Genomic DNA, 24,510 nt, shown 5'->3' with positions numbered 1-24,510 from the left:
CTATACTCTTCAAGGAAGCGTTCGATTGCAGAACCGCCAAATGCGATCAAACGCGCGACTGGTTCGAAAGAGCGACGGTGTTGTCGTTTGGTCTGCCAACTTCGGTCTTGATACAGAAGGACAAAGCACGCTGGCTGTAGAGGCGGCGATGGCCCACTCGATCGCTGTGGCCGTCGCGTCTCCTTTCCGACGCCCAGGGGGGTAGGGCTGACGCAACGGGCTGATTTTAACTGTAAATGCCAAAGAAAAGCTGAAACCTCCCCACTTGGCGACCGGCAACAGAACATAATGAATGCTCGACGTGGACATTGGCGCCTGGGATGTTCGAGGGGCTTCATTCGCCATCCCGGCTGCCCGCCATGGCATCAGATATCAAAAAAAGGCCCCGTGCGGGGCCAGTTTTGGGGGAGCCAGCGAGGGGGAAGTGATAAGTCGCTGACTGCTCGTGTAACGACCAACGAACTTGTTTGTTCCCGCTAGCGAATATCGATGGTCAGAGTTCTGTAAGGACAGGCTCGTGCGCCTGAAGGAATTTTCACCCTAATTGATAAATTGAAACTGAATCACATAAAGCTTTTGATATGTAGGCCATCTGGGCGGCCAGCGAGCTCGGTCCACAATCGCTACCAACTTAAGGGTTGCTCAGGTGGACCAGCAGACGGACGGCGTTTCTAGCGCGGGTCTCTCGCCGCTGGCTGGCGTTTTTCTGGCGCAGAAGCGGATCGCCTCGGCCCTAGTTGTAAAGCTGGAAGCAGGGATGAACGTTCAGGTCGACAGATCCAACCTTATAACTTCGCTCGGCTAGGTTTGTTCCTTCACGTTAGCGACGCTTTCACGACGCGCATCTCGCACGCCCTGTTCCGAGATCTCGATGAGGATCGCTCGAATGCGAGATGCCTCGCTCGACCACAATGGGACGTTATGTCGGCGACAATATCCTCCAATATCTGCTGACATCTTGTTAGCGTCTGAAATCAGAGGCTTGTCAGGTCGGTTAGATCCCACAATCATTGGGTTCACGCTCTTGCTTGGCATCTCGCTCGCGAACCCGGGTAATTCGCGCAGGACCTTGGGGCCCTAAGAGGGTTGGATCATCGTCGGCACCGGGGAGGGTGTATCGCGGTGGTTAGAGAGACCGCGCGACGCGATCCGTGATGGAAACCCGCCTTCGAGCAATATGGTTCCTTGAACAGGTACCAGCAGACGAGGGGCGAGGGTCGTCAGTTGCAATCTAAATCGAGAAAAAAGCCCCGCCAAAAGTGGCAGGGCAAATTGTGCATCGCGCTAAAGTGCTTCGATGGGTAACAGGCGCTGTTCCTCTCTTTCATCCTCTGAGGAACACTACCTGAAGAGGTGCTATAAGCCGTGACGCTAGCGCGTCAATAATGACAGCTGGAGGGGGCGTGCGGCTTAAAGCCCAGGGCACAGATTGGATTCATCGGATGCTTGCGATCCATCATGCGGGGAGTGAGCGTGCCATTGGTCGACGGGGTCGTCGACGCCGTGTGTTGCTTACTTACTGCCGTTCGGCTGGATTGCTGTGTTGATGACACTGGGGCAGCCTGAGCTGGCGCAAAAGTCGAAAGATTGAGAAGCGCAGCGACTGCTGCAGCTACGTAGAATGTACGGTTCACTGGTATTGTCCTTAGGATGGCGGTGACAGCAAGAGCGATCACCGCATTCAAAACATCCCTCCCGGCGGGGGGTCTAGTGCCAGTATATGAACCGTTGATGACAGTGTGCCGGTGCGGCAGGTCAGAAGCCGCATACTTCTTTCAGTCCTTGGGGGCTTCCAACGATGTCGAAGCGAGGGCCTTCTTCTTCAGCTTGCGGAGTACCGGACTTTTTTCCGATGGGTCTTCATCATCGTCCGGATCGGACTCCGCGCCGACTTCGTCCATTCGATGTTCTATCGCTAGGGCGTAGATAGTATGGAGGACATTTCTGTCGGTCACGTGCGGATCGGTCAGTGCAAGCAGAGCCGCACGTACAATTTTCTTACTGGTCGCCTTCGGGCAGCGCTCCATGACGAACTCGTAGAGTGCTTGATCGGAATGACCCTCTGTCGCGCCGTCTAGGAGGGCTTCATAAACCCGCTTCCGTTTCTCGCCCATTGCTGCCTCCATTCGTCGTTTTGCGACACCATCTGTCATAAAACCGTCACGTGCAACCCTTATCAAAAACAGTGACAAGGATTAAGCCGGACAAGAAAATGTCCGCGAAATGCGGGCGAGTGGGAAAGACAAGCAAAGGCAGGGGTGCCCTTTGCCTTCCTATTTAAGCAAAGCATCATGAAGCGCTTATGACGCATTGCGCGGCGCCGGGGCAACGTGGCGGTTTTGGTGTTGGAGAGTCCGCGCGACGCGAACCGTGGTAGAAACCGCCGTCGAGGTATTTGGTTCCTTGGAAAGTACCCTCAGCCCCTCACTCATTTCGGATCACTTGAATTGGCTCGGATGGCGTCGCAACGGCGATAAATTCGTATGCGATTTTCGCGTCGTCTGCGGCTGCGAGGAAGCGCTTCGCAGGCTACTTTGGCAGCTGCAAAAGCTCTGCCCTGGGCGACCGGCCATGCTGTTGTCAGGAATTTCAAAGCGTCCCGCGTCGTGGCAATGGTGTAAACATCACCCCCTCGGGGGCACGCGATCATTAGTGGTGTGTTCCAACGAGTGTCCAACGCAATACCTCCAGCCCGGAAGATGTTTACGCCCACATATCGATTGAGCAATACGTAAAAAATTGACGGGTTCATTCAAGAGCCAGGGACGTCGACCTTCGCAAAAATGCCCCGCCAAAAGTGGCAGGGCAAGAGACGTGCTGAACATCGCGCTAGAGTGCTTCGATAGGGATGAGATAGGACGCTGTTCTACTATTTCATCCGTAGCTTACCCGGCTAACCGGCTGAACCATGGAAGGTAGTAGCTTACTTCCTGCTCGATACCGCGGCGCAATTCCTCATATTCTTTGACCGCTGGGTCATTCGGCCGCTCGCGGTGAAGCTTATCAAGGTAGAGATTGGCCAGGCTGTAGGATTCACACAGTTCGGCAATATGGTGAGCAGATCCGGAAAGCGCTCGGATGCCGGGGAGACGCAGCGCGAGGAGCGCCCATCCGTGCTGCACGTGGTTGATGTCGTTCTTTGTCATTTGGGGAACTGATTCTAGTTTCGCCTCAGAATAAATTCCGTATCAATGGCGGTCAACGGATAAGGGAAGCGTTACAATCATCGACGTGGCACCTCTTTGGGAGGAAAGTGCTCCCACCACCACCAGCGCATTTCAACTGTGGACGCGGAAGAGAAGCCGAAACCTCCCCACTGTGCGTAATCTGCCACAGAACATAGATGCTCGACATGTACATTCGCGGCTGGGGCATTGGAGTGGCCTTCATTCGAAATCGTGGCTGCCCTTCATTCCATCGTGTCTCAATAGTCGCTCATAATAGTCCTCGACCATTCTTGATGCTTCCCGAGCTATAGGGACATAGACCCTGATGCGGCAGAAGTCGCTCTTTGATTCCCCGCTTGGAACCGTGGCCGCTCCATTGCCACTTGCCCTTCATCGGCCCGGCGTCCTCAAGCCGTATGCGCCCGACTGACACCCATCCCAGCCTTGAAAATCCTGCAGCGGCTTCCCGTCCCGTTCCCTCCGGGCCACGTTGCGCGCCATTTGTATTTCGGTCGGTATTCGCTCATGTTCCGTTTACGTTCTACTCATTTACAAGAGTCAATCTGGAAGAAAACGAATCATTCACCATCTATTGATTCGCGGCTTGTCAAGGGGGTAGTTGCTATGGATGTCACTCGCGTTCCCATTATTCCGCTTCAGGTCGAGATAGGCGGCATGGGTAGGTACGAGCCGGCCGAAACGGTCGATCGGTTGTCGGGACTTCTTCTCAGCTCCAGCTGGCCTGGTACCAAAGGTGCGCCATTTCAACGGGCGCTTGTAAGCTCTCTGGAGGCCCTTGAGTTCTCCGCCGACGCAACAACCGCGCGGAAGGCGTTTGTCGATGCGGCGCACGCGGCAGGGATGCATGTGCTTCCCGACGACATGGAAGAGATTAGGAAGGCCAGCTGACAAAAAAAGACCCCGCCATAGCGGGGTTCGGGAAGTCAATAAGCGGCACCGTCAGGTGATACAACGCAGATTAACCGCGGCCATGCTAATGTTCAAGTCTTCTTTAGAGATTCCTGATGTAGTCCGGTAATGGCAAAAGCCCCCCGATCCAAGCCGCTGCTGGCGGACGACAAGCCGCTCCGCACACGCGTTCGCAAACCACGCGATCCCGCGCAGCCGCACCTTCCATTCGATTCAATGCCAGATCGCGTCGAGCCATGTCTGGCGCTGCTTAAATCAAAGCCACCTATAGGTCCCGGATGGACCTACGAAATCAAATGGGACGGCTATCGCGTTGCGCTCCATATCGAGCCGCAGCGCGTCCGTGTGATCACCCGCGGCGGCCATGACTGGACACACCGGTTTCCTGGTATCGTAGAAGCTGCAAAGAAGCTCGGCGTCGCGACAGCCATCCTCGACGGGGAGGCGGTCGTGCTCGATGAACAGGGCAGGCCGGACTTCGGCAGACTCCAGAACTCTCTCGGCGGGCGAGGCGGCAAGCTCCCGGCCGGCGACGCGATGCTCTACGCCTTCGACCTTCTCTACTTCGACGGCCACGACATCCGGAGCATGGAGCTATCCAGTCGCCGGTATTTGCTTGAGACGCTGCTTCGTTGGGAAGAAGGCGCTATCCGGATCTCTGAGGAGATCGACGGCGATGGCGGCGAGATTTTCAGCGCGGCTTGCGCGCACGGCTTGGAAGGGATTATCGCGAAAGACAGGGCCAGCGCCTACCGGTCTGGCAGGTTCGGGGACTGGGTGAAGGTCAAGTGTATTCAGAGCGACAGCTTTATGATCGTCGGCTACGAGTACTCTTTGTCGGCGCGGGGCGGCATTGGCAGTCTCATGCTCGCGGCGCGCAGGGGGAATGACCTGGTCTATGTCGGATCAGTCGGGACAGGCTTCAAAGAGCGTGATGCGCTCCAGCTCCGAAAGATGCTCGATCGGCTGACACGGAAAACGCCACCTCTTACCTATCAAGGTAGCAGCAAGAACATCGTCTGGGCACAGCCCACGCTGATCGCCGAGATCGAATATCGCGCCTGGACGCATGACGGGAAGCTGCGACATGCTTCCTACAAGGGATTGCGCGAGGTGCAGGATAATGCGGCGGTGTTTGCGCTTGATCCAAAGGTTTGACGCTAGATGTGAGAGTGCCTGCTACTCACCGGCGATACTTGAGTTTTGCGAACCGCCCTAAACTATATCATCACCCGAGTATTCGGCGCTGAGCGCAACATTTACCGACACATTGGTGCGAACGGCAAATTCAGCGCCTGCATCGAAAAGCGAACGTTACCGCCTTCATCGTCCTTGTAGGATTCCATTTCGCGCTTGCATCGATCGAAGTCCAATTCATCGTCAAACTCACCGTATCTGCTCGAGCACGATGGCGTGCTTGGCTCCGAGCAGTAAGCAAGTGCGTTCGAGGTTGGAACAAGTCAGAGCAGTGCGACGAGCACGAGCGGCTTTAGTTTGACGAAGTTCATTATCACCATCCACCCGGTCGAGACATAGCGCTTCGGTTGCCGCACTTATTGCCAGCGGCATCGTACTGCCAGTCATATTGGCAATTGCCGGGATAGCGCCGTGGGGGACTGTAGTAGCTTCCGCCTCCACAGTTATTAGCGCAAACCGCTACAGCAGTACCAACAACTGCGATGGCAACAAGCGCCGCGGCCGCCTCTCGTTGGTGCTGCACCATCAACTGGCAGTCGGGTATCGTCATGCCTCGACGCGAGATTTCCGCATATAACTGCTGCTGAAATATTGGATCCGGCGTCTCAAGGACCGTCTTGCAGAGAGCTGCCTTACTTACCGCGGCCGGCTTTTTGACGAACTCCGCTTGCGTTGTCGTGCAGCTCGCCAGCGCGAGCGCCATTACCACGGCGCCGATACGCCGAGCCCAAATCCCTAAAGTCACGAATTAATCCCTCATGTGCCCGGGGCGAACATCGCAGAAAATTCTGCTACGTCAAATTGCGCTTTAATACATTGTTAATGCAGCCTTGGGCTGCGGAAGAATGCCTTCATGATCCAGATTGGGACCGTGCCGGTGGAAAGAAACTTCCGCTTCACTACCTTCGCGAACCAGTGTAGCGACCGCGGTCGGCTACCGGCATTCTTAGGCATCGCATCTACCCCTGTGCGACGAGAAGATTCGGCGGGCGAGCCAACCAGACTGCGCGCCGGATCTTCTCCCTCAACGGGTTGACCAGCAAGAACGCAAATGTCCGATCGGCGCCACGGAAGACCGACGGTTCCACGCTTCGGGCCCTGCCTTGCGCAACCAGATTTCCTCGCGGGTATCCAGCTTTTAGCTTTCTTCGCGGAAGGTCTGCCGTCGCCCGTGAAGCCGCCGGGCTTCAAGGCGATCAATTATTTCTTCGCCGCATCCTTCTAAGCTCTATAAGCGGGCACTGGCCTAGCGGCCACCAGGCGGTAGGGCCGATGCTGGATATCCTTGCATCCATTAAATCCTGTCGCTCGGATGCTCATCTTTCTCTGCGCTCGATGTCAAACCCCGAGGATGGCGTCGATCTCGGCTATGAGAGCCGCATAGGTCTCGATGTGCCGATGATATTCGGCCTTAATTTCATCCGTGATGTCGGACAACGGGCCGTTCCCTTCTTTCCGGAAATGACGGGCGTCTTTCTCCTCCATTTGCCGGATCTGCTCGCGGTGCTCTTCGATCTTTTCGCGATACTTCTCTCGGATCTCTGGAAGGCTCATGGCAATCTCCTTTTTTCCCGGCACGATCCAATACTGCTGCCGAAGTGGTGCAATCGCAACCACTCGCTCATCAGCGATCGCCCTCACAGGCTTGCTTTCCAATTGTCGCTGTCATCGGCCGTAAGGCCGTCGGTTGAAATGCCCGTTCGACGCGCCTTGGCAAGGGCGCGTCCCTCGCGCATACCGTTTCAAATCGTGGCCTGAAACGAAATTCCCGCGAGGAAAGCGTGACCGATGTCCTCCATAGCCAGGTTAACTGGCTTGGAGCCCCTAGGCATACGCATCGATTTTCCCAACGAGCCGACGACCGGCGGCGATATGGACTGGATCTTTGCCGCGCCGCTAGACCTCGCGGAGGGCAGTAGCCAAGAGACCTCACCCACGCCGAGCTGCCTCAATTACCCCGACATCGATCTTCTGCATGGTCATCATCGCATCGAAGGCACGCTTTGCTTGATCGCCGCCAGCGGCCAGCGCTTCGGTCAGCACGCGCGGCGTGATCTGCCAAGAGACACCCCACTTGTCTTTGCACCAGCCGCAGTCGCTTTCCCGTCCGCCATTGCCGACTATCGCATTCCAGTAGCGATCGGTCTCTTCCTGATCGTCAGTCGCGATCTGAAATGAGAAGGCTTCGTTGTGTTTGAACGCCGAACCGCCGTTGAGGCCGATACAGGGAATACCAGCAACGGTGAACTCTACGACCAGAACATCTCCCTGTTGCCCGGAGGGATAGTTTCCAGGGGCACGAATGACCGCACCGACTGCGCTGTCGGGAAACGTTTCGGCATAAAATCGGGCGGCAGCCTCAGCGTCCTTGTCGTACCATACGCAGATCGTGTTCTTTGCCATTGCCTGGGCCTTTCGACTGTTGGAGCAGCGTTTGCTCCCTGAAATAGGAGGCAAGCTTGCATTCTCCCGTCATTTATTGCCGCGGTGGAGTGCTATCTCGAAACAGCAAGCTTTGCTATTTGTGGATGGGATCGATCCATCGGACGTCTTCGGGCTGCTCGATCGGTTCAATGTCGAGATTGACGACCACAGGCTCCTGACCCGAACGCACCAGCACGCATTCCAGAGTTTCATCCCGGCTGGCGTTGATTTCCTGGTGCGGCACATAGGGCGGGACGAAGATGAAATCACCGGGTCCCGCTTCTGCCGTAAATTCGAGGTGGTCGCCCCAGCGCATACGCGCCTTGCCCTTCACCACATAGATGATGCTTTCCAGATCGCCGTGGTGATGAGCGCCGGTCTTGGCATTGGCATGAATGGTGACGGTACCCGCCCAGATTTTCTCGGCGCCGGCACGCGCATTGTTGATGGCCGTCGCGCGGCTCATCCCAGGCGTTTGCGCGGTATTCGGGTCAAGCGAGTTGCCCGGAATGACTTTCACGCCGTTCTCCCGCCAGTCGATGGGCTCCGGGTGGTCGTCGTGGCTATGATCGCGGCTCAATGGTCAACCTCCGTCTCCAAATGCAAACACTCAACTGTCGCGATGCCCACCTCGCGTGCGGCCAAGGGCGTCGAGTTTGCCACGAAGCCTGCGCTTCACCTCGTCGTCCTGCTGTTCCATGGCAGACAGCATGTCGCGAAGTGTGCCGCGAAGGCCATGGATCTGATCGACAAGATCCATGATGAGATCGACGCCGGCCTCGTTGACGCCCATTTCCTGGGTGAGGTCGAGGATCAGCCGACCTCGCGCCACATCAGCGTCACGAAACTCGCGGTTGCCCTCATTGGCTTCCGGTAGAAGCCATCCCTGTTCTACCCAGACATCAAGCACCGTCACGTCGATCTTCAGGAAGCGGCGCAATTCAAGATCATTCATGGTTACTCTCCCATGCTCTTTCTCGGATCCTGCGGATTGGCTGGCGTCCAGCTTGCCATGAAGTCGGCGAGCTTTTGATCGGGCGTGTCGGGCAGGACGATCTTCAGCGTCACGTAGACGTCGCCCGCACCGCCGCCGCGTTTCGGCACACCCTTGCCTTTCAACCGCAGGACCTTCCCGGTGTTGGAATTCGGCGGCAATGTCAGGTTCACAGGGCCGGACGGCGTCGGCGCGCGCACCTTTCCGCCGAGTACCGCCTCCGATAGCGATATCGGAAGATCGAAGCGGATGTCGTCCCCATCGCGGACGTAGAAACGATGCGGCCGCACCCGGATTTCGACCAGTGCGTCACCCGGCGGACCGCCGCCGATGCCCGGTTCGCCCTTGCCCTTCAGGCGCAAGCTCTGGCCGTCGCGCGTTCCGGCTGGAACTTGCAGGTCAAGAGCCGGCCCATCCGGTAGCTTTATCTGGGTCTTGGCGCCATTGACGGCATCGAGGAAGTCGACCTCCAAGGAGTAGTGACGGTCCTGCCCGTTGGACCGGAACTGTCCGCCACGTGTCCTGCCCGAAAAGAAGCTGGAGAAAATATCGTCGTGATCGCCGAAATCGGCAAAACCAGCGCTGTTGTGGTACGGGTCGCCGGCGCCCGATTGCGATGCGTAGTCCCTGTAATAGCTGCGCGGTGCCTGTTCAGCGCCAGTCATATCGATTTCCCCGCGATCGAAGCGTTTGCGCTTTTCCTCATCGCTGAGGATCTCGTAGGCGGTGGAAACCTCCTTGAACTGGTCCTCCGCCTTCTTGTCACCCGGGTTTAGATCGGGATGCAGCTTCTTGGCGAGCTTGCGGAAGGCACTTTGGATGTCTTTCTGCGTGGCGTCCTTCTTTACGCCTAGAAGCTCGTATGGATCGCGGCTCATACATGTCTCCGGTTCAGCCGGCAGACAGCGCCGGCTTGTCGCCACGTATATAGGATGCCGCTTGCCATCCGGCGAGGGCATGATCGGAGCGCCAAGCCGCCGATCTGCCCTATGCCATGGACCTTGTGGTTTAGACCCCTGCAATCTTGCGCAGATCGTCGACTGCGCCGGGTGCTGCTGCAAGGACCGGCGACCCCTTGGTCAATCGATCGCCTTCTGTCGGGAAGGGATGAAACCAGCCTCCCGCCTCCTTGACCAGGCAGTAGCCGGCAAGGCAGTCCCAGGCATGCATGTAGGGCTCGTAGTAGCCAACCAGGCGTCCGGCTGCGACGTAGGCAAGCATCAGCGCCCCCGAACCGTTTCGAATGAAGTTGCCACCGGCACCGAGAAGATCCTCGACCATCTTGGCGACGAAGGCTGGCGTGACGTAGTTGTTCGCACCAATACCGGTGACGGCATTTCTGATGTTGCGAGCGGGATCGAGCGTCAGCGCATTGCCATTCAGCCTGGCGCCCATGCCGAGTGCTGCGGCATAGAGCTCGTCATGGCAGGGCGCCGAGATAACGCCGACGACGGGTTCGTTGCCGTAAAGAAGGCCGATCGAGACGCACCAGTTCGGCATGCCGTTGACGAATGGGCTCGTCCCGTCGATCGGGTCGATGACCCAGGTGAAACCGGAGGTTCCGCTCGTCAGCCCATATTCCTCACCCAGGATGCCGTCGGTCGGATAGGCTTCGTGGAATCTCGCGCGGATCAGGTTTTCGACTTCGCGGTCTGCGATCGATACAACGTCCTGCGGGTCTCTCTTGGTCTCGATAACAAGCGTTTCACGACGCTTGAAATAGTCGAGGGCGACGTCTCCCGCTTCGCGGGCAACCGCTTCGGCGAGCGCCAGCCGCGTTTCAAGTCCCGGTATGGCATGCGATGTCATTGCAACATTTCCTTTGTAAAACAGATAATTGTACTCATTCGCTGATAAGCGCGATGCCGCGATCCTTGAAGCCGATCGCGACTTCGGTCAATGGCTCCAGCGCCGTCTCGACAGCCGGGTCGACAACGAACAGCGTTCCGTTGCTGGTCTTGACCTCATACTCGACGTGATCGCCAAGGTAGGCCGCGTGGGTGATCTGACCGTTGAAAGCACTGTTTGCCAGGCGTGGCGAAAGGGTGATGGCGTTGGGCCGGATCGCAAGCTGGGCCGGCCCCGTCTTCGCGTTGCGTCCTACGACGCGGTGCTTAAGACCCGCGATGCTGATCGTCGCATTGTTCCCGTCGACGCCAACGACATCGCATGCCATCACATTTGCCTCGCCCATGAAGTCGGCAATAAAGGCAGAGGTCGGTGTCTCGTACAGTTCGCGGGGCGCCCCCTGCTGTGCGATATGTCCTTCCTTCATGATGATGATCCGGTCCGAGACGGCAAGCGCCTCTTCCTGATCGTGGGTCACGTAGACTGCGGTGAAACCCAGTCTTTGCTGCAGTTCGCGGATTTCCGTGCGCACGCGGCGGCGAAGCCGCGCGTCGAGATTGGATAGCGGCTCATCCAGAAGGAGAACCTGAGGCTCCAGGACGAGTGCTCGGGCAACCGCGACACGCTGCTGCTGGCCGCCGGACAATTCGGCGGGCAGACGCTTGCCCATTCCGCCAAGCCCCACGAGCTGCAGACCCTCCTCGGCGCGTTCGCGCGCTTCCTGTCGCTTGAGACCGGAAGATTCGAGCCCGTAGGCGACATTGTCGAGCGCCGTCATGTGCGGAAAAAGCGCATAGCTTTGAAACACCATCGACACGTCACGCTCATTGGCGGGCAGCATCGTCACGTCCTTGCCGCCGATGAGAATACGGCCAGACGACGGATGCTCCAGGCCCGCCAGCATCCGCAATGTGGTGGTCTTGCCGCAGCCGGAAGGCCCAAGCAGGGTGACAAGCGTGCTGGGTTCGATCGTCAGGGACAGGTCCGGTATCGCAGTAAACGCACCGAAAGTCTTGCGGACGTTCTCGAAGACGACGGAACCTTGAGATTTCAGGCTCATGCGGTTTTCTCCTGACCGATGGATGTGGCCGTTCCTTGGATAATGTTGCCCACGCGGTTTTCCCTGCGCAGCCTCCGTTCTCCGACGAGAAGCTGAAACCCTGTGATGACGGTGATCATCACGACGATCAGCACGGAGGAATAAGCGATGGCCACGCCATATTCGCCGTTTTCGACAAGGCCGACGATATAGGCGGTCGACATGTTGTACTCGGCGCTGACGAGGAAGATGACAGCGCTGATCGAGGTGATGGCGCGTACGAACGAGTAGACCAATGCGGCGGTGATCGCCGGACGCAGCAGCGGCAGGATCACTTTGCGGATCGTCCGGAACGTGCCGGCGCGAAGCGTCAGCGAGGCTTCGTCGAGGCTCTTGTCCAGCTGGCTCATGGCCGCAACACCGCCGCGCACGCCAACCGGCATGTTGCGGAAGACGAAGCATGCGACGAGGATGAGGGCGGTGCCCGTCATTTCCAGCGGCGGCAGGTTAAACGCCATGATGTAGCTGATGCCGATGACCGTGCCGGGGATGGCGAAACTCATCATCAGCGCGAATTCGAAGAGATTTCTGCCGACGAATTTCTGGCGCACGATCAGATAGGCCGTGAGCAAGCCGACGGCGGCCGTCAATGGTGCCGAAATCAGCGAGATCTCCATGGTCGTCCAGAACGAGTTCCAGGCAACGCCAGTCCACGCAAGGCCGCCATCGTCGCGCCACCCGATCGAGAAGGCTTTGATGTAATGCTCGAAGGTGAGCGTGTTGTCCAAGCCCCATGTCCGCACGAAGCCGCCGAAAAGGATCATCACGTAGACGACGATCGTGAAGATCATCCAGGGGATAACGAGCGCATGCACGGCGATCGACAGGCCGCGGGGCAGGGCGATATGGACGCCGGAGTCTCCCTTGCCGGTGACGGTGGCGAAACTCTTGCCCGACAGCCAGAAGCGCTGTGCGATGAATGCCGACATGGTGAAGAACAAGAGGATCATCGCCAGAACTGCTGCGCGTGATGGATCGTTCTGAGATCCGACGACCGCGAAGAAAATCTCCGTCGACAGGACGCCGTGGCTGCCGCCGAGGACCATCGGGTTGCCGAAGTCCGCCATGCTTTCGATGAACCCGATCAGGAAGGCATTTGCCAGGCCCGGCTTCATCAAGGGCAGCGATACGCGCCAGAACGTCCGCCAGCGGTCGGCACGCAACGTCTGCGAGGCTTCCTCCATGGACGGGCTGACACCTTCGACGACGCCGATCAAGACCAGAAAGGAGATCGGGGTGAAAGACAGGACCTGCGCAATCCAGATGCCGGTCAAACCATAGAGCCAGCGACCCGGCTCCGTGCCAAGGATCGATGCGGCAGCTTGCGTGATGACACCGGCGCGGCCGAAGAGCAGCGTCAAGGCCAGACCGACCACGAATGGCGGCGTGATAATCGGCAGGATGGTCAGAAATCGCAATCCCTTCTTGAAGGGAAAGCGCGTGCGGGTGGCGACGAGTGCAAAGCACAGACCGAGAAGCGTCGCGCCGCTGGCCGTCATGATCGCCAGGAAAAGCGTGCGCCAGGCAACGCCACAGCGATCGCCACCCGTCAGGCAGCTTAGGCTCCAGATGGAAGGGTCCTGGATATTGCTGATAAAGCCGTCCGGATTGAACGAACCGTCGAAGGCCTGGAAAGCCCCGATAAACATGCTGCCGACTGGATAGAAAACAAAGATCGCCACCAGGACAACCAGCATCGTGATCGCGCTCACCACGAAGACATCGCCCCTCATGGCGCCGCGTTCTGCAAGCCCAAAAGAGAAGAGGAGAACGAAAACGATGCCCGTGAGGATCGCTCCCGCCCCCATGGATGGCTGGCCGTCGGCAAGCGGGCCGAACAGGGTCTCGCTGATCGTCCAGCTCCAACCGGAGAAATTGATCGCCAGCCCCTGGAGGGTCAAAAAGATGACCCCTAGACCGCCGGCCCAGGCAAGCAATGCGCCGCGGCGCGATGGAGCGGAGACAAAGCGCGCGAGACCTGCCATTACAAGAAGCGCTAGCGCGACCGCAAGCCATGGGCGGCCGTAGCGCATGATCTCCAGCAGGCCAGGTGCCGTGGAGGCCGCGCTTCCAAAGCCGGAGACCCAGCCGAGACCGAAGAAGCCTCCCTCTACCCGGTACCATGGCAGAAGCGCCCATGCGGCGGCGCCAAAGAAGAGGGCGATATCCAGCCTTCGATTGCTGTTGGTCATGAGCGGATGTGCATCCCAATGAGTTGTGTCGGACTAGATGCGGCCGGAGGGTTGCCTCCGGCCGCGTCTGCCTTGGTCTCAGTTCGCCTTGGCGCCGATTTCCTTGTCCCAGCGGCCGAGCAACCCCTTGCGCACAGTCGGATCGCCGAACTTCTTGAAGTCATAGTCGATCAGCTTGATGTCCTCGAACTTCGGGGCTTCCTTGGGAATTTCGGCCGACTTGTTCGAAGGGAGCTGGAAGGACTTTGCGTCCTTCATGTGCGATTGCGCTTCAGCACTCAGCGCCCAGTCGTACCACTTCTTCGCATTGTCCAGGTTTTTCGCACCCTTGACGATCGACATTGAACCAATTTCGTAGCCCGTGCCCTCGCACGGTGCGACGGCCTTGATCGGGAAACCCTCGACCGTCTGCGCGACGGCATCATGCATAAACACAATGCCGATCGTGGATTCGCCGCGTGCGGCCGCCTTGACCGGAGCGGAGCCCGACTTGGTGTACTGCGAAACGTTGGCGTTGAGTTTCGACAGATAGTCGAAGGCCTGGTCCTCGCCCATGATCTGCACGAGCGTTGCAAGCGTGTTGTAGGACGTTCCTGACGAGTTCGGGTTGGCGATCTGGATCTCGCCCTTGTAGGACGCATCAAGGAGATCGGCCCAGCATTTGGGTTCCTTCAGGCCCTTCTTCTCAAGGATGTCCGTGTTGTAGCCCCAGCCGAGTGCACCGGCATAGACGCCGACTGTCCGGAAACCCGAGCTTTCAGCCTGCTTCTTTGCCCAATCCTGCAGTTGGTCGAAAAGTGGTGATTTATACTCCTGCGTGAGCCCTTCGGCAGCGGCCTGCAGATGAGGGTCTCCGGTACCGGCCCACCAGATATCCGTCTTCGGGTTGCGTGCTTCGGCACGAATCTTCGCATAGGTCTCGCCAGCGGACAGACGAACCATGTTGACCTTGACGTCGGATTGCTTCTCGAAGAGCTCCTTCATCAGATCGCAAACCACGGGGTCGGCCGAACAAATGAGGTTGAGGTCGCCGGCAGCATGCGCTGAATAAGCAGCAAGGGACACACCCGCGGCAAGCACTGCCGCGGCCAATTTAATCGATCGCATATTTTCCTCCTGGTGATTGCGGCGCCTCCACGCCGGTCGCTTTGCAAGCGTGTGCAAACGGTGCACATCGCTGAAACCGATGTCAACAATTTTTTCACAAAAACTTCACAAATGCGGTGATCGCCGCCATTGCACGCAAGTGCAATATCGTGCAAAGCTCCGTGCAATGGGAGCGCGTTGATGTCGTCGAAACTATTCGTAAGTGCGCAGGAAGTCGCCGAAAGGGCGGGAGTATCCCGCTCGGCCGTCTCGCGAACCTTTACACCCGGCGCGAGTGTCTCGGCCGATACGCGCAGGCGCGTCCTCGAGGCCGCCGAAGCGCTCGGCTATCATGTCAACCATCTCGCCCGTGGTCTCATGCGCAACGAGAGCGGTATTGTGTGCCTCATTGTGTCCGATGTTGCAACGCCTTACCGTTCCGCCCTGCTGCGCGAACTGACGCTGCAGCTTCAGAATGCCGGCAAGGTCGCGATGCTGATCAACACGGATCGTTCAGATGGCAGTGTCGACAGGGCACTGCGTCAGGCAATTCGCTACCGTGCCGATGCGTCGGTCATTCTGTCCGGCCTTCCCGACAAGTCCATCACGCAGCTCTGCCTGCGCAATGGCCAGCGCCTGGTGCTGATCAATCGCGATGACGATCAGCCGGGGCCGCTCAAGATCAATCTGGACGACTACGAGTCGGGCGGCCGGATCGCCACTGCCTTCGTTCGCGCGGGTTGCCGCACGCTTGCCTTTGCCAACTCCGAGGCGGGAACGCCGAGCCTGATGGGGCGCGAGCGTGGTTTCATTGCCGCGGCGGCAAGGCTCGGTATTGAGGTGATTGTCGAGCGTTACGGATGGACCGGCTACGAGGCTGGAAAGGTGCTTGCGCAGCGTATGTTGACCCGCACCGAACGGCCGGATGCCGTCTTCTGTGCGACGGATCTTCTTGCCTGCGGCTTCATGGATGCCGCGCGCCATCAGTTCGGCATTTCCGTCCCCGATCAGCTGTGCATCGCAGGCTTCGACGACATCGAGCAAGCGTCGTGGTCCTCCTACGACCTGACGACCTTCGCACAACCGGTTTCGATGATCGCCTCCCATGCTGTCGAATGGCTTAGCAAGGCCGAAAATGCCGACGGCGAGGATCATTCCGTCCGACTGACGGCGGAGCTGATCTGGCGCGGATCTATCCGGGGCGGGTAACCAGATTATCGTGCCGAGCGGTCACTCAGGGGCCCTTAATGTCGACGCCACGACTGGGCGGCGGCAGATTGCCATTCGCGATCGCATGCGATAAACATGAGTAACAAATGAAGGTATAGTGCTTTTCCTGCCCATGACATTTCAACCGAGCATGCAGAACAAGATCGAAGGCTTTTCCGTGCTCGGAGGGCTTCATCGCCGATCCTGGAACGGCATCGTCGCCGATGTGTGGGACGTTGAATGCGCTCCTCATGCCGGCGGCTTCTATGTCGCGAACGATCCCCGTCTATTCATCCTGCTCGACCTGCACGGGAAAGGCAATTCCAAGATCAGGCTGACCCCCAGGGGCAAAGGAGGAGTACAGGACACGGAACGGCGTCCGATTTCCTATGTGCCGGCGGGCCTGGAACTCTGGGCCGACCTCACCGACGTTCAATATCTTCGCCACCTCGACCTTCACTTCGACGCCGACATCGTTGGGCGCCGGCTGATGGAGGAGCTTGATCCGGTGCGGCTGACGGATGCCCGCCTGCTATTTTCGGATGAGCGCATTCTGACGCTTGCCCGGTTGATTGCCGCTGAATGCCTGAACCCGACCCCCCTTCACGATCTCTACGGCGACGGCCTGTCGCTCGCTCTCATCATAGATGTCATGAACCTCGCCAAGGTTGCTCCTCGCAAGCGCAGCAAGCTTGCGGCATGGCAGTTGCGAAAGGCGACGGAATTCATTCACGAACACTGCATGCGCAATATCCGGCTGGAAGAACTGGCAGGGCTCGCCGGTCTTTCGCAATCCCATTTCAGCCACGCCTTCAAGGCGTCCACGGGAATGGCGCCGCACCAGTGGCAAATGAACGCGCGGCTGGACCGCGCAAAACAGCTCCTTCTACAGGGAGAGCAGCCGCTCATGGTGATTGCCGCTGAAACGGGATTTTCCGACCAGGCGCATTTCACGCGCGTCTTCCGCAAGAATATCGGAACGACGCCGGCCAATTGGAAGAAGACCCGCGTGGCTTGAAGGACACAGCGGCCCGGGCATTCACTTGCCCCGTGAAAAATTGCCCAAGAACGTTCAATTCGTCCCGGATCACGACAAGCTGCACCCTTAAAATTGAGTTAATCACTCATCTTATTCGTAGGCATTGGCCGAGCCCGTCGTGATGGCGGCAAATGGCGTTGAGTAGGGTTAGAATAGATATGGGCGCGAAAGCCGACCGGTTCATCTTCAGGGCAAAGCTCCTGGCGGGCGTCGCCATGCTGGGCTCTACCGCAACAATGGCTCTGGCGCAGGATGCGACGGAACTGCAGCCTGTCATTATCCAGGGCGGGGCTGCCGGCAATGCGGCAGGCAACGGCGCCGCCGACGCAACCGGCATTGGGCCGGTCAACGGCTATGTCGCGAAAAACACAACGACAGGCTCGAAGATTGCCACGCCGATCATCGACATTCCGCAATCGGTTTCCGTCATCGGCAGGCAGGAACTGGATGATCGCGGCGTCACCAACAAGATCGATGAAGCGCTGCGCTATACGCCGGGCGTCACGACGCAGCCATACGGTAACGATCCCGATACCGATTGGTTCTTCATCCGCGGCTTCGACGCCACGCAGACCGGCGTGTTCATGGATAATCTGCCCCTGTTCAGCTACGGCTTCGGCGGCTTCCAGATCGATCCGTTCATGCTGGAACGTGTAGAAGTCCTCAAGGGGCCATCGTCGGTTCTCGTGGGTGGCGCCAACCCTGGCGGGATCGTGAACCTTGTGCGAAAGCGCCCGACCGACGACCCACTCTACTACACCGAGATCGGCATCAACTCCAACGGCAACGCCTTCACCGGGTTCGATTTTTCAGACAAGCTCGGCACAAGCGATACCATGACCTACCGTCTTACCGGCAAAGTGGCGGGCGGCGACAATTACTCCGACTTCTCCAAGGACCTGCGCGGCTTTATCATGCCCCAGCTGACGATCGAGCCGGATGCGACGACCAGCGTCAACGTGTGGGCTCACGCCGGTGGTCTCGACCAGGTCCATACCGGCAACGGTTTCTTCCCCTATGTCGGCACTGTCGTGGATGCGCCTTTCGGCAAGATCAAGCGCGACGCCTTCTACGGCGAGCCTGATATAGACTCGGGCGTCTATGCGCAGCAGATGGTCGGCTACGACATCAGCCACGAGTTCGACAACGGCTGGAAGCTGAGCCAGAGTTTCCGCTACGGACACCTCTACAAGCATGAAGAAGGACCCTACCTTTTTGGATACGTTGGTGGAGTTCCAACCGCTCCCAACTACCAGCTAAACCGCATCGGCTTTGAAGGTCGATCGAAAGTCGATACCGTTACAATCGACAACCATGCCGAAACGGAATTCGAGGCTGCAGGCACAACGCACAACCTCATGGTCGGGCTGGACTACAAATACTATCGTCTGGATGACTGGCAGGCTTGCTGCGGGGCAACCCCCATCAGTGCTACCCAGCCGGTTTACGGCGCCCCGCAGGGCGCAAACTTCGTTTACGCCGATGATATCGTCACCCAACAGCAGGTCGGCGTCTATGCCCAGGACCAGATACGCTTCGGCAACGGCTGGCTGGTCACGCTGAATGGGCGCTACGACTATGTGGATACCGACTCTGACGCGGTGAGGGGCACCACATATCGCTCGTACGACACGGCGTGGAGCGGTCGCGCGGGTCTCGCCTATGAGTTTGCAAACGGCGTCACGCCATATGTCAGCGTTTCCACCTTCTTCAACCCATTGGTCGGAACCGCCGCGTCAGGCCCTCTGGAGCCGGAAGAAGGACGACAAGTGGAAGCCGGCGTCAAATACGAGCCCACATTCTTTGACGGGCTGATCACGGCCTCTGTATTCGACATCAAAAAGCGCAACAATGCGGTCAGCAGCACGCTCAATGTCATCACACAACTCGGTGAGGTCGAGTCCAGAGGTGCCGAGCTTGAAGCACAGGTCAATCTCGACGACAACTGGAAGCTTTTGGGTTCGCTGAGCTATACGGATATGGAAGTGACCGAGAACGGCCAGAATCCGGCCTTGATCGGTAACTCACCCTATATCGTGCCGAAATTCGCAGGATCGATGTGGCTTGATTACACCGTCACCTCAGGCAACTTCGAGGGTATGAGCTTCGGTGCTGGCGTCCGCCATCAGGGATGGTCGTGGGCGGATGAAGCGAACACGTTCAAGGTTCCGGCGGCTACCATATTCGATGCAGCCATTCGCTACGAGAAGGAAAATTGGACCACCTCGCTCAATGTCGCGAACCTGTTCGACAAGGAATATGTGGCGAGCTGCAAGGATTTGACCGGTTGTGGCTACGGCGACGCCCGGACGATTACCTTCAAGCTTTCCAAGAAATGGTAAGTTGACAACAAAAGTAAGCTTTTGCTTTAAGCGGCTGGACGAAAGAGGCTCGCCTCTGGCTCCAGTCGCATTTGCTTGGCGGTCATGACGGATATCACACGCAGACATTTCATGGCGGTGGCAGCAGTGCTCGCTGCTCCCGCCATCGTACGCGCGGCGCCGACGCCACGCGTCGCGACACTCGACTGGGCACTGCTCGAAACGCTGCTCGCGATTGGCGCGGATGTTGTTGCCGGAACCGAACTTCGCCAGTTCCGCGAAGTCGCGGTGATGCCAGCCGTTCCGCCAGGTGTCGCCGACCTCGGCTTGCGAGGAACGCCGAACCTCGAGGCCCTCCGCCTTGCCCGACTCGACCTCATCTTCAACTCGAACTTCTACGCTTGGGCCGATGGCCTGATGTCCCGGATTGCTCCGGTTGAAAGCCACACAATCTACGCACCCGGTGAAAGCCCCTTCGACCTTGCCGAGCGTGCGACGGTCGCGATCGGAAGCCGCCTCGGGCTGGAGAGTGGCCTTCGATTGACGGAAGAGCTGGCAGCGAAACTTAAGCGGTATCGCGATGCTGCTACGCGGGGGGACAGGCGCGCCATCCTGCCGATCAATCTTGGCGACGCACGCCACTATCGCGCATTTGGCTCCGACAGCATGTTCGGCGAGGTGCTGAAACGCCTTGGCCTGACGAACGCCTGGCAAGGCGCGAGCGCATATTCGGCGATGGCACCGGTCGGAATCGAAACGCTCGCCTCGATGCCAGACGTTTGGATCATCCTCATTCCGCCGCAGCCAGACGATGCGATGGCAACCCTCAGTACCAGCGCGTTCTGGAATGCCTTGCCCGCCGTTCGCGAGCGTCGCGTCCTGACGCTCGGTTCGGTCAATCCCTATGGTGCATTGCCCGCCGCGGCGCGGTTTGCCGATCTCCTCATGGAAGGGCTCACCCATGCATGGAACGGCTAGCCATCGGATGCCGCGGGAGCGCACGCAGTTTTCACCTGCCGCAATGAGCCTGGTCGTCACCGGCCTTTGCCTTGCGGTTTTTGCGGCGCTCGTGTTGTTGCGCCCGAGATTGCCTGCGGCCGAGGCTTCTCTCGATGCGATCCTTTTCTGGGATAGCCTCATGCCCCGCGCAGTGCTTGCTCTTGTCGCCGGTGCGGCGCTCGGGCTGTCCGGCGCACTCCTTCAGCGCGTGCTTCGAAATCCGATCGCTGACGCGTCGACACTCGGTATCGCCTCGGGCGCCCAATTGGCGCTGACGGCCGGGATCGGTTTTTCGCCGCTTCTGATCGGCATGGCGCGCGAGGTCGTGGCGTTTGCAGGAGGGATTGGCGCTGTCGCAATCGTTCTGGGTTTAAGCTGGCGACGGGGGCTCGACCCGGTGACGGTCGCATTGTCGGGCATGATTGTCACGTTGATCGCATCGGCCCTGAGCGTGACGATTATCCTGTCGCGCGGCGAATATGCCATGTCCATCTATATCTGGGGGGCGGGGTCGCTCAGCCAGCAGGACTGGAATGGGGTCATCTCGCTTTTCCCACGCCTGGCGCTCGGTTTTTCAGCCGCGCTGCTGCTGATAAGGCCGCTGCGGATGCTCTCGCTGGACGACAGCGGCGCAAAAAGCCTTGGTGTCGCGCTTCATTCGACGCGCTTCGCCGTTCTTTCGCTCGGTGTCTGGCTATCCGCTTCCGTCACGGCGGTCGTAGGGATCATCGGCTTTGTCGGCCTTGCTGCACCCGCGGCTGCGCGGCTTCTCGGTGCCCGGACGACAGGGCAGATCCTGATTGCGTCGCCCCTGACAGGCGCGGCATTGTTGTTCGTCACCGACGCCTTGGCGCAGCTGCTCGGCCCCGGTTTTTCCGATATTGCGCCGGCGGGGGCCGCAACGGCATTGCTCGGTGGGCCATTGCTGCTTTTGCTTCTTCCGCGCGTCCATTCGACGGCGGCGGCAGCCGCCCAGGCACTTTCTCCGGCACGGCGGAAAAGACCCGTAGCCGCGCTCATGCTGTTGCTGATCGCTCTCCTCGTGCTTCTGTCTGCAGCTCTGGTGATCGGCCTCGGACCGGACGGCTGGTACCTGGCTTCCGAACAGCTGTTCATCGACTTGCTGCCCTACAGGCTTCCCCGCGCCGTAACAGCCGGGGGCGCCGGAGCAATGCTTGCCATTGCGGGTCTCGTCATGCAGCGCGTGACCGGCAATCCGATCGCAAGCCCCGAAGTGCTGGGTGTAAGCGCCGGTGGTGGAGCAGGCTTGACTATCGCGTTGTTCTTGTTTGCCTTTCCTTCGCCGGCGGTGATGGTTGTCGCCATGTCGCTTGGAGCGCTGGCCGCCTTGATCGTCATGATGATTATTTCGGCACGTGCCCATTTTGCGCCCGAACGCATGCTTCTTGCCGGCATTGCCATCGGTGCATTTTCGATGGCCATTGTGACGATGGTGCTCGCTCAAGGCGATATGCGCGGCTACATCCTCCTCAATTGGCTCTCGGGCTCAACGAACAGGGCAGGTGCTTTGCAGGCATGGATTGCAGTCACCGCGCTCGTTGCATGTGTCACTCCTCTCTTGCTCCTCGGTCGCTGGGTCGAGATCCTGTCTCTCGGGAAGGTGTCCGCCGGCTCGCTCGGGCTTTCGGTTGGAGGTAGCCGCCTGTTGCTGGCGATGATCGCCGCTGTCATGACTGCCATTGCGTCGTTCCTTGTCGGGCCGCTTACCCTGACGGGACTGATCGCACCGCATCTGGCCAGGCTGCTCGGCTTCCGGCAGCAGCGTCATCAAATGCTGGCCAGCGTGTTGATCGGCGCGTCGATCCTGATGGTGGCCGATTGGCTGTCCCGGATCGTCATCTATCCCTATCAGGTGCCCGTCGGCCTCTTCGCGACGCTGATCGGCGGCCCGTATCTCATCTGGCTTCTGACACGGAAAAACGGAGCATCCAGCTAGGCTGGTCGTGCTCCGGAGAGCAGCGGCGTGCCTTGGATGCGGGAACCGCCTCGAGGTCTGTCGATGTCCAAACCGGCTAGAGCGATGACGCCTTGCGCTGACTGCGGCCAAGGATCCCGGCACGGATCTTGTTGGCTCTCGTCGCATCAGGTGGCATCTGGAGGGACGGTGGCGGTGGGGAAGGGGGCTCCGACGCGCTGTTCTTTAACTTCGTGACAGCGAGCTGCGCCGCGATCCGGTCTTCGTCGGACACCGGAGTACTAGGGGTACCGTCGATACCGTGCCGATATGCATCGGGTTGTGCGCAGGCGAAAAGGTATCGTTTGGAATGGGTGTAGGCAGATGTCGCCCGGCGCAGTGAAGTCACAGGCGTGTCCGGCTTCAAGAGCACCCGGATGTCGTTCCAGACACCGATAGCGAAGGGTTTGATCGGATCGCCCGATGCCTGCGGCAAAAGGCCGATCGGTTGAATCAGCAATGCCGCGATAGCCTTCGCCTTCTCGATGTCGGCAGCGCCAGCGGTAATGGCGCCCTTGCTTTCGGCTCCGGATTTGGTCATCGCATTGCTCTCCTTCATGCACACGGGTAATCAGGAAAACATGCAATTTTCATGACAAATCGGGACAATGAGGCGCCGAGTGGCGCTTTTTGTTCTGTTTCTTTCCAATGTGGCGATTATGAACCGATCTTCATAAAATATTGACGATCATCGGACGATAGTGTTTCGGCGCGTCAGATGTATTGCGTTCGCGCACCCCTCGGGGTTGGGAGCAGCTCCACTGGACCAATGGCGGAGCGCATTGGGCCGATCAGCCGATTTTTTCTCCGGAATGCCATGTTTTCGCACTTCGATAGTTCGATGCAAAGCGCTATGACGCACCTTCAGTTTCGAACTCGAAGGAACAACGATCATGGAAACCGTCACCATCGACAATCGCGCTGACTTCGCTCAATGGGCTGTCGAACGCGCGCGTGAAATCGTCTCCCAGGAAGGAACCGCCCTTGCGATGGCGGCACGTGACATGGACGAAAAGGCAATAGGCGAGGCGGGCAATGCGCTGGGGCAAGCAATTGCCGACGCAATGATTGAGGTTTTTGACGGGCTGATGGCAGGCATCGAGAGCGAGTGACCTGCGGGCGTCACCGTTTCCAGAGCACCGGGCGAGAGCAGGGGCAAGCTGGACAACCACCATGGCACAATGGACACGTGGCGATTATTCACCCAATCTTTCCATTGTCGGCCCTTTCCGGTTGGGAAGACACCGCAAACCGAGACATCAGGTGCCGTTCAGCGGCAACCGGAACGCCATCGGAGATTGAGATGCAGGATCATGCTGTGCGCCTTTTGCTGAAGCGACATTGGGACGCTTCCGACGCGGGCGACTTCGAGGTCGAACATGAAATCTATCGCGTCGATGCAACCTTGGACTATCCCCAATCGGGCGAGCGGATTCGCGGTCGACAGAACATTCAGGAGAGCCGATTCCTCCAGCCAAACAGAAAGCGCTTTACCGTCCGGCGAATTGTCGGCAGCGGCGATCTCTGGGTCAGCGAATTCGTCCTCACTTACGACGCCAAGCCGTCGTACGTTGTGAGCATCATGGAATTTCGCGAAGGGCTCGTGGCCAAGGAAACGCAATATTTCTCGGATCGGTTTGACCCGGCACCCTCGCGCGCACATCTGGTTCAATAATTGGGCAAAACCGCGTCATCGTCGAGACAAGCAATGCCCAAGAAGGCGCGCAATATGAGGGGAGCGAACGGGTATTTGGTGCCTAGGCATCTACTTTGTTGGGCGACCACGGCGCAAATTCTCCGGCTGCGGCTCATTGTCCGCCGGTTCAAGCAACAATTCGAAAACCTTGCATTGCAATACCGAAGCAATCTTTCCCAGCGAGTCGACTCCCAAGTTCACCTGCTTTCGCTCAAGCTGAGAAATTGAGACACGCTCCAATCCGGCCTCGAGCGCAAGGCGTTCTTGTGAGAGGCCTCTGCGAACCCGAAGTTTTTTCACATTCCAAGAAAGTAGATCACGGGGCGTCATTTGC

23 protein-coding genes and 1 pseudogene are annotated in these 24,510 nt (G+C 58.7%); 10 read left to right on the top strand and 14 right to left on the bottom strand.

Features of this window, described 5'->3' with window-relative positions:
• Window positions 1-1,775: 1,775 nt before the first annotated feature.
• The 3 genes from ASC97_RS09415 to ASC97_RS09410 form a co-directional block, all read right to left on the bottom strand.
• Window positions 1,776-2,114: a hypothetical protein gene (locus ASC97_RS09415; protein WP_057468105.1), complete on the bottom strand. Its 339-nt coding sequence runs from the start codon at window positions 2,112-2,114 to the stop codon at window positions 1,776-1,778.
• A 314-nt stretch (window positions 2,115-2,428) separates the two neighbouring features.
• A complete protein-coding gene (locus tag ASC97_RS36215; protein WP_443216736.1) occupies window positions 2,429-2,650 on the bottom strand; it encodes a DUF982 domain-containing protein in 222 nt (73 codons plus the stop codon).
• A 235-nt stretch (window positions 2,651-2,885) separates the two neighbouring features.
• Window positions 2,886-3,146, bottom strand: coding sequence for a hypothetical protein (locus ASC97_RS09410; RefSeq protein ID WP_057468089.1), 261 nt, complete (start codon window positions 3,144-3,146; stop codon window positions 2,886-2,888).
• A 645-nt stretch (window positions 3,147-3,791) separates the two neighbouring features.
• On the opposite strand from ASC97_RS09410, the gene ASC97_RS09405 reads away from it, so the two are divergent.
• Both ASC97_RS09405 and ligD read left to right on the top strand, forming a co-directional pair.
• A complete protein-coding gene (locus tag ASC97_RS09405; RefSeq protein ID WP_057468087.1) occupies window positions 3,792-4,076 on the top strand; it encodes a DUF982 domain-containing protein in 285 nt (94 codons plus the stop codon).
• A gap of 129 nt (window positions 4,077-4,205) precedes the next feature.
• Window positions 4,206-5,255, top strand: coding sequence for a non-homologous end-joining DNA ligase (ligD, locus tag ASC97_RS09400; protein ID WP_057468085.1), 1,050 nt, complete (start codon window positions 4,206-4,208; stop codon window positions 5,253-5,255).
• Window positions 5,256-6,632: 1,377 nt separating this feature from the next.
• Here ligD and ASC97_RS09395 read toward each other — a convergent pair.
• Entirely contained in the window at window positions 6,633-6,848 is a 216-nt protein-coding gene (locus ASC97_RS09395; protein WP_057468104.1) for a hypothetical protein, read from the bottom strand.
• Between the two features lie 234 nt (window positions 6,849-7,082).
• Between ASC97_RS09395 and ASC97_RS36210 the strand changes: the two are divergent.
• Window positions 7,083-7,178: pseudogene (locus ASC97_RS36210) on the top strand (DUF6615 family protein); the annotation flags it as partial.
• Between the two features lie 45 nt (window positions 7,179-7,223).
• Here ASC97_RS36210 and ASC97_RS09390 read toward each other — a convergent pair.
• From ASC97_RS09390 to ASC97_RS09355, 8 genes are all read right to left on the bottom strand, one after another.
• Window positions 7,224-7,697: a VOC family protein gene (locus tag ASC97_RS09390; protein ID WP_057468084.1), complete on the bottom strand. Its 474-nt coding sequence runs from the start codon at window positions 7,695-7,697 to the stop codon at window positions 7,224-7,226.
• A 115-nt stretch (window positions 7,698-7,812) separates the two neighbouring features.
• The gene (locus ASC97_RS09385) at window positions 7,813-8,298 is read right to left on the bottom strand and encodes a cupin domain-containing protein (RefSeq protein WP_057468082.1); all 486 of its coding nucleotides are present in this window, start codon (window positions 8,296-8,298) and stop codon (window positions 7,813-7,815) included.
• Between the two features lie 30 nt (window positions 8,299-8,328).
• Window positions 8,329-8,673: a chaperone modulator CbpM gene (locus ASC97_RS09380; protein WP_057468081.1), complete on the bottom strand. Its 345-nt coding sequence runs from the start codon at window positions 8,671-8,673 to the stop codon at window positions 8,329-8,331.
• A 2-nt stretch (window positions 8,674-8,675) separates the two neighbouring features.
• Window positions 8,676-9,590: a DnaJ C-terminal domain-containing protein gene (locus ASC97_RS09375; protein ID WP_057468079.1), complete on the bottom strand. Its 915-nt coding sequence runs from the start codon at window positions 9,588-9,590 to the stop codon at window positions 8,676-8,678.
• Between the two features lie 130 nt (window positions 9,591-9,720).
• Window positions 9,721-10,521: an inositol monophosphatase family protein gene (locus ASC97_RS09370; protein WP_057468077.1), complete on the bottom strand. Its 801-nt coding sequence runs from the start codon at window positions 10,519-10,521 to the stop codon at window positions 9,721-9,723.
• A gap of 34 nt (window positions 10,522-10,555) precedes the next feature.
• Window positions 10,556-11,620: an ABC transporter ATP-binding protein gene (locus ASC97_RS09365; RefSeq protein WP_057468076.1), complete on the bottom strand. Its 1,065-nt coding sequence runs from the start codon at window positions 11,618-11,620 to the stop codon at window positions 10,556-10,558.
• On the bottom strand, window positions 11,617-13,851 hold the full coding sequence (locus ASC97_RS09360; RefSeq protein ID WP_057468074.1) for an ABC transporter permease: 2,235 nt from the start codon (window positions 13,849-13,851) through the stop codon (window positions 11,617-11,619). The genes ASC97_RS09365 and ASC97_RS09360 overlap by 4 nt, the downstream gene beginning before the upstream one ends.
• Before the next feature lie 78 nt (window positions 13,852-13,929).
• Window positions 13,930-14,958, bottom strand: coding sequence for an ABC transporter substrate-binding protein (locus tag ASC97_RS09355; protein WP_057468073.1), 1,029 nt, complete (start codon window positions 14,956-14,958; stop codon window positions 13,930-13,932).
• A gap of 180 nt (window positions 14,959-15,138) precedes the next feature.
• On the opposite strand from ASC97_RS09355, the gene ASC97_RS09350 reads away from it, so the two are divergent.
• The 5 genes from ASC97_RS09350 (at window position 15,139) to fhuB (ending at window position 22,462) form a co-directional block, all read left to right on the top strand.
• Complete coding sequence (locus ASC97_RS09350; protein WP_057468071.1) at window positions 15,139-16,146, top strand: LacI family DNA-binding transcriptional regulator; 1,008 nt, start codon at window positions 15,139-15,141, stop codon at window positions 16,144-16,146.
• Between the two features lie 133 nt (window positions 16,147-16,279).
• A complete protein-coding gene (locus tag ASC97_RS09345) occupies window positions 16,280-17,164 on the top strand; it encodes a helix-turn-helix domain-containing protein (RefSeq protein ID WP_057468103.1) in 885 nt (294 codons plus the stop codon).
• Window positions 17,165-17,343: 179 nt separating this feature from the next.
• Complete coding sequence (locus tag ASC97_RS09340; RefSeq protein WP_057468070.1) at window positions 17,344-19,527, top strand: TonB-dependent siderophore receptor; 2,184 nt, start codon at window positions 17,344-17,346, stop codon at window positions 19,525-19,527.
• Window positions 19,528-19,611: 84 nt separating this feature from the next.
• On the top strand, window positions 19,612-20,484 hold the full coding sequence (locus ASC97_RS09335; RefSeq protein WP_057468102.1) for an ABC transporter substrate-binding protein: 873 nt from the start codon (window positions 19,612-19,614) through the stop codon (window positions 20,482-20,484).
• Window positions 20,468-22,462, top strand: a complete 1,995-nt coding sequence (fhuB, locus tag ASC97_RS09330; RefSeq protein ID WP_082529935.1) for a Fe(3+)-hydroxamate ABC transporter permease FhuB — start codon at window positions 20,468-20,470, stop codon at window positions 22,460-22,462. Before ASC97_RS09335 ends, fhuB begins: the two co-directional genes overlap by 17 nt.
• A 76-nt stretch (window positions 22,463-22,538) precedes the next feature.
• On the opposite strand, the gene ASC97_RS09325 is transcribed toward fhuB, so the two are convergent.
• A complete protein-coding gene (locus tag ASC97_RS09325) occupies window positions 22,539-23,021 on the bottom strand; it encodes a ProQ/FINO family protein (RefSeq protein ID WP_057468101.1) in 483 nt (160 codons plus the stop codon).
• Window positions 23,022-23,373: 352 nt separating this feature from the next.
• Here ASC97_RS09325 and ASC97_RS09320 point away from each other — a divergent pair, with 352 nt between their 5' ends.
• Together ASC97_RS09320 and ASC97_RS09315 are read left to right on the top strand one after the other, a co-directional pair.
• A complete protein-coding gene (locus tag ASC97_RS09320; RefSeq protein ID WP_057468067.1) occupies window positions 23,374-23,592 on the top strand; it encodes a hypothetical protein in 219 nt (72 codons plus the stop codon).
• A 191-nt stretch (window positions 23,593-23,783) separates the two neighbouring features.
• Complete coding sequence (locus tag ASC97_RS09315; RefSeq protein WP_057468066.1) at window positions 23,784-24,155, top strand: nuclear transport factor 2 family protein; 372 nt, start codon at window positions 23,784-23,786, stop codon at window positions 24,153-24,155.
• Between the two features lie 90 nt (window positions 24,156-24,245).
• On the opposite strand, the gene ASC97_RS32760 is transcribed toward ASC97_RS09315, so the two are convergent.
• Window positions 24,246-24,506, bottom strand: coding sequence for a helix-turn-helix domain-containing protein (locus ASC97_RS32760; protein ID WP_082529934.1), 261 nt, complete (start codon window positions 24,504-24,506; stop codon window positions 24,246-24,248).
• Window positions 24,507-24,510: the final 4 nt, after the last annotated feature.

The organism is Rhizobium sp. Root1203 (assembly GCF_001424945.1).
Taxonomy (GTDB): Bacteria; Pseudomonadota; Alphaproteobacteria; order Rhizobiales; family Rhizobiaceae; genus Rhizobium.
Note: the sequence above shows the minus strand (reverse complement) of the source record. Positions and strands in the feature narration are given on the sequence as shown.

Bases quoted from the DNA above. Each gene is read 5' to 3' on its own strand.
- fhuB (WP_082529935.1), top strand. From the start codon at position 20,468: ATGCATGGAACGGCTAGCCATCGGATGCCGCGGGAGCGCACGCAGTTT.
- ASC97_RS09380 (WP_057468081.1), bottom strand. From the start codon at position 8,673: ATGAATGATCTTGAATTGCGCCGCTTCCTGAAGATCGACGTGACGGTG.
- ASC97_RS09370 (WP_057468077.1), bottom strand. From the start codon at position 10,521: ATGACATCGCATGCCATACCGGGACTTGAAACGCGGCTGGCGCTCGCC.
- ASC97_RS09405 (WP_057468087.1), top strand. From the start codon at position 3,792: ATGGATGTCACTCGCGTTCCCATTATTCCGCTTCAGGTCGAGATAGGC.
- ASC97_RS09325 (WP_057468101.1), bottom strand. From the start codon at position 23,021: ATGACCAAATCCGGAGCCGAAAGCAAGGGCGCCATTACCGCTGGCGCT.
- ASC97_RS09395 (WP_057468104.1), bottom strand. From the start codon at position 6,848: ATGAGCCTTCCAGAGATCCGAGAGAAGTATCGCGAAAAGATCGAAGAG.
- ASC97_RS09410 (WP_057468089.1), bottom strand. From the start codon at position 3,146: ATGACAAAGAACGACATCAACCACGTGCAGCACGGATGGGCGCTCCTC.
- ASC97_RS09415 (WP_057468105.1), bottom strand. From the start codon at position 2,114: ATGGGCGAGAAACGGAAGCGGGTTTATGAAGCCCTCCTAGACGGCGCG.
- ASC97_RS09350 (WP_057468071.1), top strand. From the start codon at position 15,139: ATGTCGTCGAAACTATTCGTAAGTGCGCAGGAAGTCGCCGAAAGGGCG.
- ASC97_RS36215 (WP_443216736.1), bottom strand. From the start codon at position 2,650: ATGATCGCGTGCCCCCGAGGGGGTGATGTTTACACCATTGCCACGACG.
- ASC97_RS32760 (WP_082529934.1), bottom strand. From the start codon at position 24,506: ATGACGCCCCGTGATCTACTTTCTTGGAATGTGAAAAAACTTCGGGTT.
- ASC97_RS09320 (WP_057468067.1), top strand. From the start codon at position 23,374: ATGGAAACCGTCACCATCGACAATCGCGCTGACTTCGCTCAATGGGCT.
- ligD (WP_057468085.1), top strand. From the start codon at position 4,206: ATGGCAAAAGCCCCCCGATCCAAGCCGCTGCTGGCGGACGACAAGCCG.
- ASC97_RS09315 (WP_057468066.1), top strand. From the start codon at position 23,784: ATGCAGGATCATGCTGTGCGCCTTTTGCTGAAGCGACATTGGGACGCT.
- ASC97_RS09340 (WP_057468070.1), top strand. From the start codon at position 17,344: ATGGGCGCGAAAGCCGACCGGTTCATCTTCAGGGCAAAGCTCCTGGCG.
- ASC97_RS09360 (WP_057468074.1), bottom strand. From the start codon at position 13,851: ATGACCAACAGCAATCGAAGGCTGGATATCGCCCTCTTCTTTGGCGCC.
- ASC97_RS09355 (WP_057468073.1), bottom strand. From the start codon at position 14,958: ATGCGATCGATTAAATTGGCCGCGGCAGTGCTTGCCGCGGGTGTGTCC.
- ASC97_RS09390 (WP_057468084.1), bottom strand. From the start codon at position 7,697: ATGGCAAAGAACACGATCTGCGTATGGTACGACAAGGACGCTGAGGCT.
- ASC97_RS09345 (WP_057468103.1), top strand. From the start codon at position 16,280: ATGACATTTCAACCGAGCATGCAGAACAAGATCGAAGGCTTTTCCGTG.
- ASC97_RS09365 (WP_057468076.1), bottom strand. From the start codon at position 11,620: ATGAGCCTGAAATCTCAAGGTTCCGTCGTCTTCGAGAACGTCCGCAAG.
- ASC97_RS09335 (WP_057468102.1), top strand. From the start codon at position 19,612: ATGACGGATATCACACGCAGACATTTCATGGCGGTGGCAGCAGTGCTC.
- ASC97_RS09375 (WP_057468079.1), bottom strand. From the start codon at position 9,590: ATGAGCCGCGATCCATACGAGCTTCTAGGCGTAAAGAAGGACGCCACG.